Source organism: Bacteriovorax sp. BAL6_X, from assembly GCF_000443995.1.
In the GTDB taxonomy this organism is placed as follows: Bacteria; Bdellovibrionota; Bacteriovoracia; order Bacteriovoracales; family Bacteriovoracaceae; genus Halobacteriovorax_A.
This window is the reverse complement of the sequence record NZ_AUMC01000003.1, coordinates 851,768-867,608: the sequence shown is the minus strand read 5'-3', so window position 1 is coordinate 867,608 and position 15,841 is coordinate 851,768. Positions and strand designations below refer to the sequence as shown.

Here is a 15,841-nt window from a genome sequence, read left to right as displayed (position 1 = left end):
AGGACATTTAAACCTTCTCTTTCTAATTTTAAGGAAAACCTGTTTGTCACGAATAGGTGTATCTTTGATGTTTACATAGACATGATCGTAAACTTTATAAGACTTTGTTGCACACTTTGGGCAGACTTCAAAAGTAGATTGCTTAATGGCCTCAAATTCAATCGTATGATTTGTGAGGTTACGTTTTTTGATAAATTTGACTTCAGGTAGGGATAAAAACTTGTTAAACTTATACTCAAGCATGGGTATTTCCTTTGTTCAAAATTGTTTGTGGTAAAACTATTTTAAACGAGAATATCCATGTTTATTTTGTGGGGTAAATTAGTCTTGTATTAAGGTTTCCACTGCGAACCGAGAAGACCCACTATTGTTGAGTTAGTTAAGTATTTAAAATATCGGGATTTTTGAACTAGTTCTTTAAAATTATTACCTTATTTTGAGTAACTTAAAATTTCCCTGCTGACTTACTGAAATTACGTTTATAAATTAATGTTCATTGCTAAAACTTATAATTTCTACAACAATACAACACGCACGCTAACAAAAAAGTATCACGTACCGAAATGAAATGAGTTACGATATCTTAAAAAAACTTAAATATAGGTAAGAAATATGAATGATCAAAGCAATCGCAAGAAAGACCCTTTAGAGGGCGTGACTTTAAAAATGATGTTAACAGATGTTATTAATCTCTTTGGCTGTAAAGAGATCTATGAAATGACTGAGATCAATAGTTTCAATGATGAACCTCCTATGTTTAATAAAATTTTAAAATTTATTAGAAAGAATCCATGGGCCATTCAAAAGATTGAAAAGATGTATCGTGGTAACTTAGAAACGATAGAGAAAATGAAGCGCGAAGGAACAGTATCAAAGAAAGACCTTGCCCTTGGAAGTGGAACAGGTGGCCGTAAGACAAAGTTTTAAAGGCTATATCAAGAGAAGCACGAGAACTTATTTCTTATACCAAAAAGTACTCACACTAGGTCTTTTATTTTATGGTTTTTTAACTCTGAGAGAAAAGCATTTGTAGCCTTATTTAGCATATTTTTAAGTTTGCACTTTGGGCTCAAAGTGCATGTATTTTTTTCAGAATTAAAGCACTCGACAATATCAAAGTCTTCGACTTGAGAAACAAGTTCGCCAATTGATTTGTCTTCGAACTCTTTGTTGAATTCAATACCACCCTTTGGGCCTAGGGTTGAAATTACGTACCCAAGCTCAGAAAGCTTATTTACTGCAACGCTCAAATGATTCTTAGAAATATTATAACTATCTGCAATATCTTGAATTCTCACTTTCCCCTCATTTAATTGAAGGTAAATTAAAACTCTGAGGCAATAGTCAGTTTTTGTCCTTAATCGCATATATTATTTATGCCATTCATATTTTATATTTACAATGATATATTTTAAATATATTAATATATATAAAATATATCATATATGTGAGGTTGTATGAAAAAGTATTGGTGGACACTGGTCTTTGTTCTTGTAGGAACATTTACGATTTTAGGTTTTTTTGGAAGTGAGGTATATAAAAAGGCACCTCCTTTATACGAAAGTATTAACTCTAGCTCACAAGGAGCTATCTATACCAAAGACGACATTTTAGATGGACAAGAAGTATGGCAATCCATTGGAGGGCAACAAATTGGTTCAATCTGGGGACATGGAGCATATCAAGCTCCAGACTGGACGGCAGATTGGCTACATAGAGAACTTGTACATTACCAAATGATTTATAGCCAAAATAAGCTTGGAAAAAATTTTAATGATCTCTCTAAACAAGAAAAAATGCTTGTTAAAGCTTCAATGTTAGAAGACTACCGAGAGTCCAAAGTTATTAATGATAAGGTTTTTATCTCAGACATTAGATATCAAGCATATTTGAAGACTAAACAATATTATCTAAGTTTGTTCAGTAATGGACCAGAGCTGAGAGATACAAGAAAGGCCTATGCGATTCATGAAGAAGTTCTACCTTCTGCCGAGAGAAGAGAGAAAATGATGGCCTTCTTTCATTGGTCAACTTGGGCAGCTTCTGCAAATAGGCCGGGAGAAAATCATACTTATACTAATAACTGGCCACATGAGCCGCTAATAGACAATGTGCCAACAAGTGAAAATATTTTTTGGTCAATAATTTCAGTAATTCTACTCTTAACTTCTATTGGTTTTCTTGTTTGGTATTATGCATTTAAAAAAGAAGAAGATGACGTAAATCCTGATCTTCCAAGTAGTGATCCTCTTAAGAATTTTAAACTTACGCCTTCAATGAAGTCCCTTTGGAAGTATTGGGCCGTTGTGATCGTCCTTTTCATTCTTCAAATAGGGCTTGGAGGAATTCTTGCCCACTACACTGTTGAAGGTCAGGATTTTTATGGTTATCCATTGTCAAAGTTTTTACCATATACATTAGTAAGAACATGGCATATTCAAATTGCACTATTTTGGATTGCTACATCTTTTCTTGCTGCAGGTTTATTTATCGCTCCAATAATAAATAATGGGAAAGATCCAAAGTTTCAACGATTTGGAGTAAACTTTCTTTTTGGTGCATTACTTGTAGTTGTTTTTGGTTCGTTAACTGGGGAAGCTCTCGCTATTCACCAACTATTAGATTTTGATTTAAGTTTTTGGTTTGGTCATCAAGGTTACGAGTACGTTGATTTAGGAAGAGTATGGCAAATACTACTTTTAGTGGGACTAGGTGTTTGGCTAATTTTGATGTTAAGATGTATTGCCCCAGCACTTAAGATTGCTAATGATAATAAGCAATTACTTCTTTTATTTTCGGCTTCGACAATTGCAATTGGACTATTTTATGGAGGAGGTCTTTTTTACGGAGCAAGGACTCACATAAGTATAATGGAGTTTTGGCGATGGTGGGTCGTCCATCTTTGGGTTGAAGGATTTTTTGAAGTATTCGCCACAGTAGCGTTAGCATTTATTTTCGTTACACTTGGTCTAATAAAACCAAGGTCTGCAACTAAAGCATCATTACTATCGACATCGATATTTTTAATCGGTGGTATTCCAGGAACATTTCACCACTTATATTTTAGTGGGACTCCAATATCAATTAGTGCAATTGGTGCATGTTTTTCAGCTCTTGAAGTTGTTCCTCTTGTTCTAATTGGTTTTGAAGCATTTCATACATTTAAAGTTCAAAAGCTTACGAACTGGACAAAGAATTATAAATGGCCAATTACATTCTTTGTAGGTGTAGCATTTTGGAACCTAGTAGGTGCTGGAATATTTGGATTTTTAATAAATCCTCCAATTGCTCTTTATTATCTACAAGGATTAAATACAACTGCTGTTCATGCCCATGGCGCAACATTTGGTGTCTATGGCCTTCTTTCTCTTGGTCTAATTTTATTTATAGTACAAACAACATTTCAAGATCGAAAATGGAACGACAAAATAATGAGATATGGTTTTTGGGGAATGAATATAGGTCTAGGGCTAATGATTCTCTTAAGCCTTCTTCCTATCGGTTTGATTCAATTTGATGCGTCTTTAAAGGTTGGTCTATGGTACGCAAGAGGTAGTGAAGTGATGCAGTCAAATTTGATACAGGACCTGAGATGGTTAAGAGTTATAGGAGATGTGGTTTTTGCGATTGGCGCTATTTCTTATGCATTGGCGATATTAGATAAAACGGGCCTATACAAACTAAAGTCAAGTGAAGCGACATTTGACAGTGAATTGGTGATAGAGAACTAAAACGAAAAGGAGAATACTATGAAATTAGGAAAAAACAACTCCTTAGGAGAATGGGCCGCGTGCCATTCAAGTGCAAGTAGAGTCTTTATAAAAAATAACTTAGATTTTTGTTGTGAAGGAAACGTAAAATTAGAAGATGCCTGCATAGAGAATAATCTTGATATTGAAGAGTTAATAACAGAAATTCAGGAACACTCAAAAGATGTAGAAAGTCTTTTATGGAATGATATGCCCCCTGAAAAGCTTATCGATGAAATTTTAGAAAGGTTTCATAAAAAACATAGAAAGGACATAGAGTACTTAATTCCTCTAGCTAAAAAAGTCGAGTCGGTACACTCTGGAAATCCAGGGTGTCCAACTGGACTTTCTCTTTATTTAGAGAAGTTGATGTATGAGCTAGAAATGCATATGCAAAAAGAAGAAAAAATTCTTTTTCCTATCATAAAATCAGGTCAATCTTCAATGGCCCAAGGGCCGATTACAATAATGACACATGAGCATGTGAGTCATAGAGAGAGTCTACTTGAATTACGAAAACTAGCACACAACTTTAAGACCCCTGATGATGCATGTGGAAGCTGGATAAGCCTATACCAAGGAGCGCAAACCTTAGAACGTGAACTAATGGAACACATTGGAATAGAAAATAATATCTTATTCCCTAAAGCCTTAACTCGAGTTGATGGCTGTTGTGGAAGTTGTAGTTAGTAATCCAGAAAGATTATCAGCTCGTTTAACTTTTGTTACACCTCTGTTTTAACAAGGACATAAAATGAGTCTTGGCCTATCACACTCAATAAGTGAATCGAAGAACAGGCAAAAAATATATTTAGTTCAAAGGAAGAACTAATCTAAAACGTGCCCCTTGATTCTCTCCATAGCTAACGGCAGTCAAAGACCCTTGTAGTTGCTTAGCAAGGTTCGACGAGTTGTGTAATCCATATCCTTTTCCAAAACGGTTGGATTGTAGGCCAGGTTTGAAAAGAGTTTTATAGGCCTCTTTACTAAAGCCAACACCATTATCAAAAACTTCGATAATAAGTGTTTTGTCTTTCAATGATGCATGGATATCTATTTGTGATGGGTTTAGTGAACGTTCACAAGCAGTTTTTGCATTATTAAGTAGATTCATTAAGATTGTCAGTGTATTTCCATAGTCAATCTTAACCAACTCTTCAACATCGACATCTATATTAATATAATCAAGGTGATCCATTTCCAACATAGAAATGGCCTGTTCAATTAATTCTTTAACATTGACTGATTCAATAATATTCTTAGTTATACCATGCTCAAGATGAGTGACAAGAAGCTCTGAAACCGACTCCCCTTTCTTCTTAAGCGCCTTTACATCATTTCCTAATGCCTCAAACAGGTCTTCAGAAGATAAGATTTTTTTACGAAGTCTTCTATCCATACGGTAAATAACTGTCATTATTGATGTTATAGAGTTTCCAACATTATGTAGGATATTAGACATGATATCGGCCCGGCCTGCATTTCGAGCAGTATCAATTAGTTGTCTCTGAGCAGCTCGTAGTTCGTTACTTATCCCCTCAGCTTTTTCCTTTTCATTTATCAGTTCAATTGTTCTCTTTTGAACTTCATATTCAAGCTCAGAATTAAAGCGTGAAAGTCTCTCATACAGCTCTGAGTTCTCTAAAGAAATAGCAAGCTGCCCTACAAGCATATCAAGAAGTTCAAAGTGGCCTTTTGTAAATGCACCATTAATCTCATTATTTTCAAGATAAAGAATCCCTTTATCAGCAATTGAGACGACAAGTACAGAAAGGTTCTCTTTACTTGAAAAGTAACTCGAATTTTTTACTAATTGATCAGCAAAGAGACTATCTCCATAAAGAATAGGAGTCTTTGTTCGCCAAACGTAATTAATAAGAGAATGAGGTATTTCCCTGTAATCATCTAGGGAGACAGGTAGAGAAACAAGACTCTTAGTGCCACTTTGAGAACTAACGAATAGTTCTTCATCTTTATTTAAAACAATGAACCCCTTAGCTGCACCAGTATTAATAACCATAATATCAAGCATTGCCTCGAGTAAGTCTTCCTTAATTAAATTCTTAGAAATTACTTGAGACGAAAGTAGGATTGATTTTACATCAAAGTTTTCCCAAGAAGTTGTTATTGTCGTTGTTTTATCAATATCTTCATCTTGATCGCGAGTTGTTAAAGAAAACTCTGTCTCTAATTGAGAGCTCTTCCCCCAAGCTCCCCATGCACGGTAAAGTCCAGCAGCTTTTTGAATTTGCAATCGAGCAAAATCATCATTTTTGAGAACTTTCCATACTCTTGCCATCCTCTCTCGTATAACAGACTCGATATTAACGTATTCACTCTCCTGAGCAAAAGCTGCTGCTTTGTCATAAAGTTCCAAAGATAAGTACATATCACCTTTATGTAGTAATCGTTCTGCTTCAACCAGATAGTACATATGAGCAAAATTTCCTGGACAATTATCCATGAATCTTTTCAATTTCTCTTGGTTCGACTCCACTATTGTCATTAACGTATCATCAACTTTTTTATTTTTAGCAACTGCAAGAATCGCCAATGATTGAAAACAGTAGTGTGTAACATTTGTTATGACAGAGAATGAATAAGGTAAAAGTTCCTGCGATTTAAGTGACGCTTGTAAACTTTCATCAAAACGCTGAAGAATATAGTCATTTTGAACCTTAAGGGACATATACATACTCAAGGACATTAGGCTTTGATTTTGTTGGCATTCTTCAATATAGCGTTCTTCATCTTCTTTCTCAGCATCTTGAAGTTGAGAAATTGCAATATTAAGGCCTCTTAAAGTATCTATACCAATTTGATTTGGGTGTTCAGTGCAAAACTCAATTCCAGTATGTATATCTTTTTGTAGTTCCTCTAGATTTCGGCCACGAAAGAATTGATTATATGGTTTAAATAGTTTGATAAAGCCGGCCCATAAGTGTTCTCCAGCATCATGTCCTGCCTTAAAACCTTCCTCATTAAAGGCATCACCTTCTTTTATGTGTTGAGTCCAGAATTGAACATGATTTGCCATTGTATGGCAAGCTCGACACTTCTGTCCAAGATGTGAAAAACGTTCAGCTAATTTAATTCCAAGTGCATTAAAGTCGTATCCTAAGGAAAACTCATTAAATGAACAAAGTACTATTCCATATGATGCATAACCTTTTGCAGACTCAGGTACTGGCCCAAAAGCAAGTGACAGCTGAACTATTTTAGCTACGACAATACAGTACAGGTCAATATTACTTAAATAGCAAGGGGAATCGAGATTGATAAGAGTTTCAACCGCAACGCGATTAAGCTTATCTTTCATTTCAGGAGCATCATATAGAGATTCAATTCCAGTTAATGGAATTAGCTTTCTTACAGCTTCAAGTTCCTTAGGTACAAGATTTTTTAAGTTTTCACTTGGTAATGTAATACCTAGACAACTAAGCGCCAAACGGCCCTCACTAATCGCCTTATTATATACACCCTGTGCTGTGTATTGGATAATTAAGATATTGTGAACTTCGGCTTTCTCGATAGGATCTTCTAAATGTTCAAGTAACCATCTCGCATGTTCTTCACACTTAATATAGTTTCCAGAGAGATAATAGAGACTTGCTCTCTCCTTTTCTATCTTGAAAAAAGTATCATGACATTTTTCATTGGCACTACTTGGAAGAAATCTAGATGCATACCTTAAAAAAACACTTGCCTGATCGAAGGCCGTCGAAGACTTTGCCTTTTGAGATGCCTCAAAGTTCATTTCAGCGAGTTCAAGTCGAAATTCACCATCATCAATAATACTCTCGCAGTGATTCAAATGACTAACAACAGTGATCGAATCGACATATCCATCAACAATATGTGATAAAAGTTGTTTTCCAATTCTCAGGTGTATTTGCGAACGTTCTTCTTTAGAAACCAGTTCATAAGCTGATTGCTGTATCTTATCATGTGCAAATTTATATTCACTATTATTAAGAGGTCTAATGAGTGCTGCAAATCCAACTGAATTTAATTCATCTTGAATCTGCTCTTCACTAAGACCAGTAGCATTTTTTAATAATTGTATGCTAAATCTATTCCCAATACATGCAGATAGATTAAGTAATTTCTGGGCAGATTCGGGTAGTTCTTTCATCATCCCTATTAAGTAATCAACAACATTATCGCTTATCTGGCTTTTTTTAATTTCAGAAAAATCCCATTCCCACTGAAGTTCTTTGTTATTAAAAATACAAATCTTTTTCTGATAAAGTACCTTAAGAAATTGGTCGACACTAAACGGATTTCCAGCAGTTTTTTGAAGTGTTAGTTTAGCTAATTCTGATGAGTCTCTTTTAGACGTGAAAGTTCCATCAATCATGTCTTTAATATTGTTTTGATTTAGAGGTGTAAGCTTAATTTCAGATTGATTAATACAAGAATTTGAATCGATTAGGGCCGTAAGAGGATGGTTCTTATCAACTTCGTTATCCCTGAAAGCACCTATAAAATAGAGAGGCTTTATTTTATCGTTCGTTAGTAGAAGTTCTAATAAGTGGATACTTCTAGCACTTGCCCACTGAAGGTCATCAATGAACATAACAATATGACCAAGCCTTTCACATAAAACTTTAAACAATTCAATAAAGAGTAGCTCGAATCTCGTTTGGGCCTCAATTGGGCCTAAAGGTGCAGGCTCTTTTTGCTTACCAATAATCATTTCCAGCTCGGGAAGAATATCAGTCATCACTTTTGCATTAATCCCAAATGCATTAAGCAAGCTCTCTCTTAAATGAGCTATTTCTTTATCACTCTTAGTTAGGGCAAGTTTTAAAATATCAGAAACAGCGTTCACAAGTGCAATTCCAAGAATATCTCCTTGAAACTGATCAAATTTTCCAGTGACAAAAATACCATTCTCTTTAGTAATTGGTCCTAGAAGTTCATTTACTAATACTGTTTTACCAATTCCAGAAGGGCCAGAAATAAAACTCGCCTGCTTCTTTTCATTTGATAGGAAATTATTTACTAAAAGGTTAATTTCCTTTTCGCGCCCATAAAGAGTTTCTGGAATAGAAAATATATGTTTTACATCTCTTGTACCAATTTCAAAATCAGGCTCAGCTTGGCCAGCTTCAATCGCATCCAAGCACTTTTTAAGGTCAAACCTAATTCCAGATGCACTCTGATAACGAGACTCCGCTTTCTTTTCTAGCAAGTGATCAATAATTTTTGCAATTATCTTTGGATATTTAGCTAAACGACTTTCTACATCCACCTTTGTCGCAATATGGTGATAAACCCAAGTTAGTTTATCTTCTACCATAAATGGATACTCTCCAGTTAGTAGCTCAAAGAATGTAATCCCTAGCGAATAAAAGTCAGAACGATAATCAATCGATCGGTTCATGCGTCCAGTTTGTTCAGGAGACATATAAGCAAGGGTTCCAGCAAGCTTATTTACGGGAGAGAAAGTGATAAAATCACTATCTCTTAACGAACCAAGTTCTAAATCAATTACTTTAACTTCACCACTTGGGTCAACAATTAGATTCGAAGGATTAATATCCTTATGCGTAATTCCCTTCGAATGAATTTCTTCGATCACAGAAGTTATCTTAATTGCTAATTTTAAAAATTCAGTTGTTGATAAGTTTGCATTAAGCCCTTTCTTATCTAGTGAGACCGAATCGTCATCAGATAAGACTAGGACCCAGTCACCTTCTGATTGAAACAGATCGATACAATTGACCATTGAATCACTATTGTATTTAGATAGGATATTATATTCATTCTTTATAAAACCAATTTTATTACGAGACGGTTTTTTATAAACCTTGATAATTACCTTCTGATCACTATTTCTATCTTTTGCTCGATAAACAGTAGAGTTTTTACTTCGATGAAGCTCATTAGAAATTTGAAAACTTGAAATCTCTTGCATGATATTACATCTCTACCTAAGGTTTATAATAGATACTTATCTTCAATATTTTGCTCAATTAGTTCAGGGTATAGTAAGCCTGAAGTTAGGCTACAGAAGTTTTTCATCGTAAACGGCTTAGGTAGATAATAAATTTTTCGTTCTTTTGACGTTATACGACCTACCATCTCTTCTAACGTATAATCACTATACGCAGAGCATATAACAAAGTTTTGCTTTGGGTACTGTTTAACAATACGTGAAATGGCCTCAATTCCGTCAATTCCAGGCGGCATTCTAACGTCCATAAAAATCACGTCATATGGACTACTTTCAAGATAGGCTTTGTTGGCCATGGCCACTGCTTGTTCACCTTGAAAAGCACTATCAATTTTAAGTTGGCATGACTGATAAGCACTATTGGTCAAATCTTCTTTTAGATCATCTTCTAGATCTACAAGACACATTGACATAAGCTCGTGAATATCTTCATTATCATCAACTATTAAGATGCGTCTAAGCATTAACTCCCCAATAAAGCCTGTTTGAGTACAGATAAATCCTCATCAGAGCTAAGTATTATTTGTATAAATAACTTATAACGCACACAATTAACGTGGTCAATAAAATCTAGCGACGCAGAAATAACCTAAGTAACTAATAAGACATCAACAAAGGTTAATTTTTTATTAATTTCCAATAATAAACAGTATTTAATTGTCGGCCTTGAAAAATGAGGCCTCTACATTACATAACTTGATCAATGATCTTATGAATCTTCCCCTTTAATTTGCTAGAGACTTTGTCACTCTCAATCAGAGAATCAAAGATTAAATCCCAATTCTCTTTTAGCTCACTACCCCAACTATATAGTCGTGGATTTTCTAATACTCTTGAAAGATCTTTGTCTGAATGCTCCAAGAATCGGATAATCGTCTGCAGTGTCTCCTTCCCTTCACCTCTACTCAAGCTAAATATTTCGATCACATTTTCAACATCACAATCTTTTAAGTTGTATAAGCAATGCTCTCCTACTGTAATTAAGCTCTTTGGATTATTTTCGGCAGCATACCAAAGAGTGGTTAGAATCGAGTATCTATCTTTGTGGGAGATGCTAGGGTCCATGTATAATTGAACGAATAATTCGTTTCTTTCACTTTGATCAATGGCCTTAAATCTTTTGGCCATATCAATTACAGCAAATGACAGTCTTTCATTTTCAAAAAAATAATCCTTTGAATTCTTGTGAAAATTATTGCTCTCTAATGACTTTCGAAGAACAGAGTTTTGCCAAGGTAAATCATCTGTAAGCTTAAGTAGATCAATGAGGGCATCTTCATCAACTTCTTGGTGTAAATTTCGATAAAGATATGAGTTTGCAATTAAACCACTTTGGTCATAAAAACGAGAAAGTTCAAATGCATCTTTTTTACTATTAGATGCCAATAGGAATCTTTTGCGTAGTTTTTGCTCACGATCTAACTCCGTATTATTTTTTGATATTTGACTTATCTCTTCATTAAAATCATAGACTTCAGTCTTATAGATTTCTTTTCTATTCCTAGGCCAACCTTCGCTTAGCCTATTAGCAACTTTAAACATCTTATAGGCGTTAATAATACCTGTAGAAGAATTCATAAATGATATCTGAGTTTTTAAAATAATTTGTTTTAATTCCTCTCTTGTTATCTCAGGAAGTAAAGAGACGACATTAATCATTGCGCCACAAGCAACGGGCTGAGCTCCACTCGTCCCACCAAACTGAACTAAGTCTCCACCTAGGCTGGAGTTTATAAATCGATCAGATGGTGCAAATATCGTTGTATGTTTCTTTGGTGAAGAAAATGAGCTTTTAAAACCTGTTGGCGAAAAGGACTCGACTAAGAAAAACTCTTTCTTATCAAGATCGTCATTAGTTTCATATGGAAAGCTATTTCCCGTGGCAAAAGCAAAGATAGTATTTTTATTTTTAAACTCATCATAAATTTTTTGAAATGAATTGTGTGGTCCAGAAAAAGCTGGAGAATTTGAAGAGCAAACCACCTCAACGTTACGTTTCTTAAAATCTTTTCCAACTTTATGAAGGTCCCGTCTATATATATTCATTGCAGCGAGCTCACCACTTACACCAATAGCAACATCTGGATGGCCTATCGCTAAATTCATCATTAAGGAGCCATGATTTTGTTGTTGTATGAGTGAGCTATCTTTTGAGTCTTTTTGAAATAAATCTCTGCAACTTCTGCTGTTTTGTCGATTAAGACACTTTCTATATTCAGAAGATAAGCTCGATTCAGGAAGAGTCGCTAAATCAACAAATTCCAAAGTTCCAACCTTAACCTTTCTCATCTTGATCTTTTTATTTCTGATCTCTTGTCTAATTAAATCAGTACCTACAAGCTCTTGCGCCCAATAAGGAGAAAGATAATCATTTAGGCCATGAAATAATTGACTGCTGGCAAAAGAGCTATTCGCTTGTAGACTTAAGATTGCAGATAGAGCTAGAAGGACATAACTTCTCATAAATATTCTCCAAAAATGTTATTCCTAATAATTAAGCAAGCTTTATGCCAATGAATTAATTTATAAACGATGAGACTCATTTGATATTTCAGGTGGTTATGTTGTTTTCAATAAATTTTACAGATTATAAGCGGCGTGAGTGTACATTACTTTTGTAACTGTTTAAATAACTGACACTAATTCGCAAGAAACACGGCAAGTTTTACACCGGAGTATACGATAGCTACTCTATAAGGACGAAAGAGGTATTTCTATTTTAAAAGTAGTACCTTGCCCAATTTCTGAGTCGATAGAGATATTACCACCATGCTCTTTTATGAAGTTAAAAGAAAGAGAAAGCCCAAGTCCACTTCCCTTTCCATAGTAGTCATAAATTTCTTCAATCATCAATACACAGTCACTTAAAACTTCAGATAGATCAAAAAGAATTAATCCTTGTCCGTCCTTGCGGGAAAAAGTTCTAAGCCCTTTAACAATATTTTCAATCTGCGTTGCCGATGATTCAATCTTATCTAATGATTTTAAAATATACTCTTCATGCTCACTGGCTTCATAATCTTCCTTCTTTAATCTTGAAAGATAGCCTTTGATAATTGTAAGTGGCCCATTAATTTCATGTCCAACACCAGCAGCAAGCTCACCTATTGCCGCTAGTTTTGAACTATGTGCGATCACTTGATCTTTTTGCTGTAATTCTTTTACTTGATTAACGAGCTTTCTTTTAATAGGAATTAGTATTTTGAAGAATTCGTAAATTAATAGAAGAATGATTAACGAGAATAGAATAAATTCAATTTTACTTAAGTTTAAGATTTTTGATTTTGAATAGTCTGCAGACTCAAAAACAATCCTATTCATATTTTTTAAAAATACATCAGTGTCTTTAACGATGCCTTCAAGACTTCGTTTTTGATCATCACAGAAATTGACAATACAATTAATATCTTTACTGATATTCCTTAAAATAGGATCAAGAGCTGTATACTGTTTTTTTATGTTATCTGTGAATGCGGGTGCAATTCCCTTTTCTCGACTTCCGTTCTTTAAATCCTCATGAGTCAAAAGGAGTAAATCCTTGGTTACAAAGATCTCTTACCTTAAAGAATTCCTTGAGTGATCACTAGTATTAAATGAATAGATTAAAGCCTGTTTGGCCAATCTTTGGCTCAGCATGCGTTGGCGGCCGGCCAAGTTAATAACTTGTGAGTAACTTTCCTGTTGGAGAATGAAAAACTGCATCAAGGCTTGAGCAATGATAGTGAATAAGACAATTGATACGAAAGCAATAAGATACTTAAATGTAATTCGTCTCTCATCATCAATTTTCATTAATCTTTTACCTCATGCTGCTATCTTACTTGCAGTCTTAGTCTGATTATCATAGATATTCTCTAAGTCAAACTCCTCTCCAAAAGTTGCAACTGTTGTTCTTAAGTTTAATTGTGACTCAAGAAGTATTTTCAGATGGCCTGCTGCCTGTTCCTCTCCGTGATTCAAGATAACTAATTTTGGAGAGATACGTGATTCGTTTATCCAACCAATAAAATCGAGATAATCACCATGTGCTGATAAAGAGTCTATGTAGAAAATACTTGCTCGTACAGGAAATTTTTGTTTGTGCATATGGAGCTCTTTTTCTCCACTAATAAGAATACGTCCTTTCGTTCCTTCAGGCTGAAACCCAACTAAAATAATTCCGCTATTTTCATCCACAATATGCTTCATGACATGGTAGACAACACGCCCACCATCAATCATTCCAGACGCACTAACAACAATTCGTGGGCCTGCCATCTGGGTTAAGCCCTTCGAATCCTCAACATCTTCTACCTCAACAAAGGTATCGGGGTAAATATCAATATCCTCTGTCACATAATCTTTTACATGACCTTTATTAAAACAGTCGTTGAAAATACGATTGGCCTTTTTAGAAAGAGGACTGTCTAGATGAACTGGAACACTTGGGATCGCCTCATCATTCATAAGCTCTTTTATTAGATAGAGAATATCTTGTGTTCGTCCAACAGAAAAAGCTGGAATAACAGCAACTCCACCACGTTTTAAAATCGTATTGAGATACATCCCAAGAACTTCTTTAGCAGGTATTCGAGCATGTAGCTTATTACCATAGGTTGACTCTAAAACAAGATAATCTGTCTCACAGATATCTTGTGGTTCGTTTAAGAGAATATTTCGTTTATGGCCAATATCACCAGAAAAAACGATAGTCTTCTCTTCTCCTTCGTTTGTTTTATAGCGAATACGAATAAAGCTGGCCCCAAGAATATGACCGGCCCAGAAAAAAGTAATTGCGATATTTTTAGAGATTGTAAGTTCTTGTTCAAAATCGACAACTTCAAAGTGCTTAAGAACAGCTTGAGCTTCCTCGGTTGTATATAGAGGGAGTGCCGGTTTGTGCCTAGAAATCTTTTTTCGATTCGCATACTTTGCATCTTCTTCATGGATACGGGCCGAGTCCATAAGTAAGATTTGGCAAAGTCTAAATGTCTCTTTTGTACAATAGATCTTCCCACGAAATCCATCACGATAAAGACGAGGAAGAAGGCCTGAATGATCAATGTGTGCGTGAGTTAGAAAGACCGCACTTAACTTACTTGCACCGTGATAGCTCATCCAATTTCGTTCACGATTTTCCTTGGCCCCTTGATAGAGTCCATAGTCAACTAAGTACTGTTCTTTGTAGTCCTTTCCCACTTTAAGTAACGTCTTTGAACCGGTTACACCTCCGGCAGCACCAAGAAAAGTAATTCTCATCGATAGATCCTTTTTATAATTAATTCTCGTGTACTACCTATCGACGTTTTAACAGTTAAGAATGTTTAATATTGACTAAAGAATGGTAATCATAGTTGATCAATCAATTCGACTAACAAAAACCTTACAATCACTTTGCAAAAATTGGACCCGAAACAAACCTTTAAATATTTTTAGAGTCGTATACTCATTTCATAGGAAAACAACTCAAGGAGAACATTATGAGAACTACAGAAAAAATTAATCTATCAACAAAAGGGTCAGTTTAACACTGACCTTTTTTACATCATCACGCCACGATAAATGATCCAAAAGGTCCTCCCGTAAACTATGATGCCCACCTTCTGAAGACTCATAGCTTAACTCATATGGAAGCGCAGTCTTACACCATGAAAGATGGGATGAGCGTTGATGACTATTTAAAGAAGCAAATAAATTCATTAGAAGAGATTAACTTCTAATATCACTTCTCTTATAAGCATCGTCGACAAAGACTTCAACAAGTGCATTTAGTGCATCTGTTACTGTAAAAATACCATAAACACGATTTCTATTATTGAGAACAATTGCAGATCCAACTTTATGACTTGCTAGTTGGTAGGCAACTTCACCTAAGCTATCGTCCTTATTAACAGCAAGAACAGATTCATTCATAAAGTCTTTAACAAGAACTCCATCACACCAACTCTTTCCATAAATCGACATGACATCTCTTTCAGAAATGATCCCTACAATTTGACTCCCATCACTTACAGGAAGATGCCTAATTCCATTATCTTTCATAATTTTAAAAGCAATATCAATACTTGCCGCTTGATCAACAACGTGAACAGCAGGAGTAGTAAATTCTTCGACTGATATATTTTTCATATATGCCTCCTAATTTTAAACA

12 protein-coding genes are annotated in these 15,841 nt (G+C 35.0%); 3 read left to right on the top strand and 9 right to left on the bottom strand.

The genetic code is table 11. The annotated features are described in order from the left end of the window. Positions 1-243 (bottom strand): transposase family protein (locus tag M902_RS04310; RefSeq protein WP_021266101.1); only part of this gene is annotated, 243 nt, incomplete at its 3' end. A 369-nt stretch (positions 244-612) separates the two neighbouring features. On the opposite strand from M902_RS04310, the gene M902_RS04305 reads away from it, so the two are divergent. After that, a complete protein-coding gene (locus M902_RS04305; protein ID WP_021266169.1) occupies positions 613-927 on the top strand; it encodes a VF530 family DNA-binding protein in 315 nt (104 codons plus the stop codon). A 50-nt stretch (positions 928-977) separates the two neighbouring features. Here M902_RS04305 and M902_RS04300 read toward each other — a convergent pair whose 3' ends face one another. Further along, entirely contained in the window at positions 978-1,367 is a 390-nt protein-coding gene (locus tag M902_RS04300; RefSeq protein WP_021266252.1) for an Rrf2 family transcriptional regulator, read from the bottom strand. Positions 1,368-1,457: 90 nt separating this feature from the next. Between M902_RS04300 and M902_RS04295 the strand changes: the two genes are divergently transcribed. Both M902_RS04295 and ric read left to right on the top strand, forming a co-directional pair. Further along, positions 1,458-3,731, top strand: coding sequence for a nitric-oxide reductase large subunit (locus tag M902_RS04295; RefSeq protein ID WP_021266481.1), 2,274 nt, complete (start codon positions 1,458-1,460; stop codon positions 3,729-3,731). A gap of 18 nt (positions 3,732-3,749) precedes the next feature. After that, on the top strand, positions 3,750-4,439 hold the full coding sequence (gene ric, locus M902_RS04290; RefSeq protein WP_021265783.1) for an iron-sulfur cluster repair di-iron protein: 690 nt from the start codon (positions 3,750-3,752) through the stop codon (positions 4,437-4,439). 121 nt (positions 4,440-4,560) lie between these two features. Here ric and M902_RS04285 read toward each other — a convergent pair whose 3' ends face one another. The 7 genes from M902_RS04285 to M902_RS04255 all read right to left on the bottom strand — a co-directional run bounded on the left by M902_RS04285 (position 4,561) and on the right by M902_RS04255 (position 15,819). Beyond that, positions 4,561-9,672 carry an ATP-binding sensor histidine kinase gene (locus M902_RS04285; protein WP_021266479.1) on the bottom strand — a complete coding sequence of 1,704 codons (5,112 nt, stop codon included), beginning with the start codon at positions 9,670-9,672 and terminating at the stop codon, positions 4,561-4,563. Positions 9,673-9,695: 23 nt separating this feature from the next. Continuing rightward, a complete protein-coding gene (locus M902_RS04280; protein WP_021266392.1) occupies positions 9,696-10,175 on the bottom strand; it encodes a response regulator in 480 nt (159 codons plus the stop codon). 223 nt (positions 10,176-10,398) lie between these two features. Then, positions 10,399-12,174 carry a S8 family serine peptidase gene (locus tag M902_RS04275; protein ID WP_021266027.1) on the bottom strand — a complete coding sequence of 592 codons (1,776 nt, stop codon included), beginning with the start codon at positions 12,172-12,174 and terminating at the stop codon, positions 10,399-10,401. Positions 12,175-12,402: 228 nt separating this feature from the next. Next, positions 12,403-13,236 carry a sensor histidine kinase gene (locus M902_RS04270; RefSeq protein ID WP_021266322.1) on the bottom strand — a complete coding sequence of 278 codons (834 nt, stop codon included), beginning with the start codon at positions 13,234-13,236 and terminating at the stop codon, positions 12,403-12,405. 30 nt (positions 13,237-13,266) lie between these two features. Then, positions 13,267-13,413, bottom strand: coding sequence for a type IV pili methyl-accepting chemotaxis transducer N-terminal domain-containing protein (locus M902_RS16810; RefSeq protein ID WP_369793799.1), 147 nt, complete (start codon positions 13,411-13,413; stop codon positions 13,267-13,269). A 102-nt stretch (positions 13,414-13,515) separates the two neighbouring features. Beyond that, positions 13,516-14,949, bottom strand: coding sequence for an MBL fold metallo-hydrolase RNA specificity domain-containing protein (locus tag M902_RS04260; protein WP_021265794.1), 1,434 nt, complete (start codon positions 14,947-14,949; stop codon positions 13,516-13,518). A 450-nt stretch (positions 14,950-15,399) separates the two neighbouring features. Beyond that, positions 15,400-15,819, bottom strand: coding sequence for a CBS domain-containing protein (locus tag M902_RS04255; protein ID WP_021265711.1), 420 nt, complete (start codon positions 15,817-15,819; stop codon positions 15,400-15,402). Positions 15,820-15,841 lie beyond the last annotated feature (22 nt).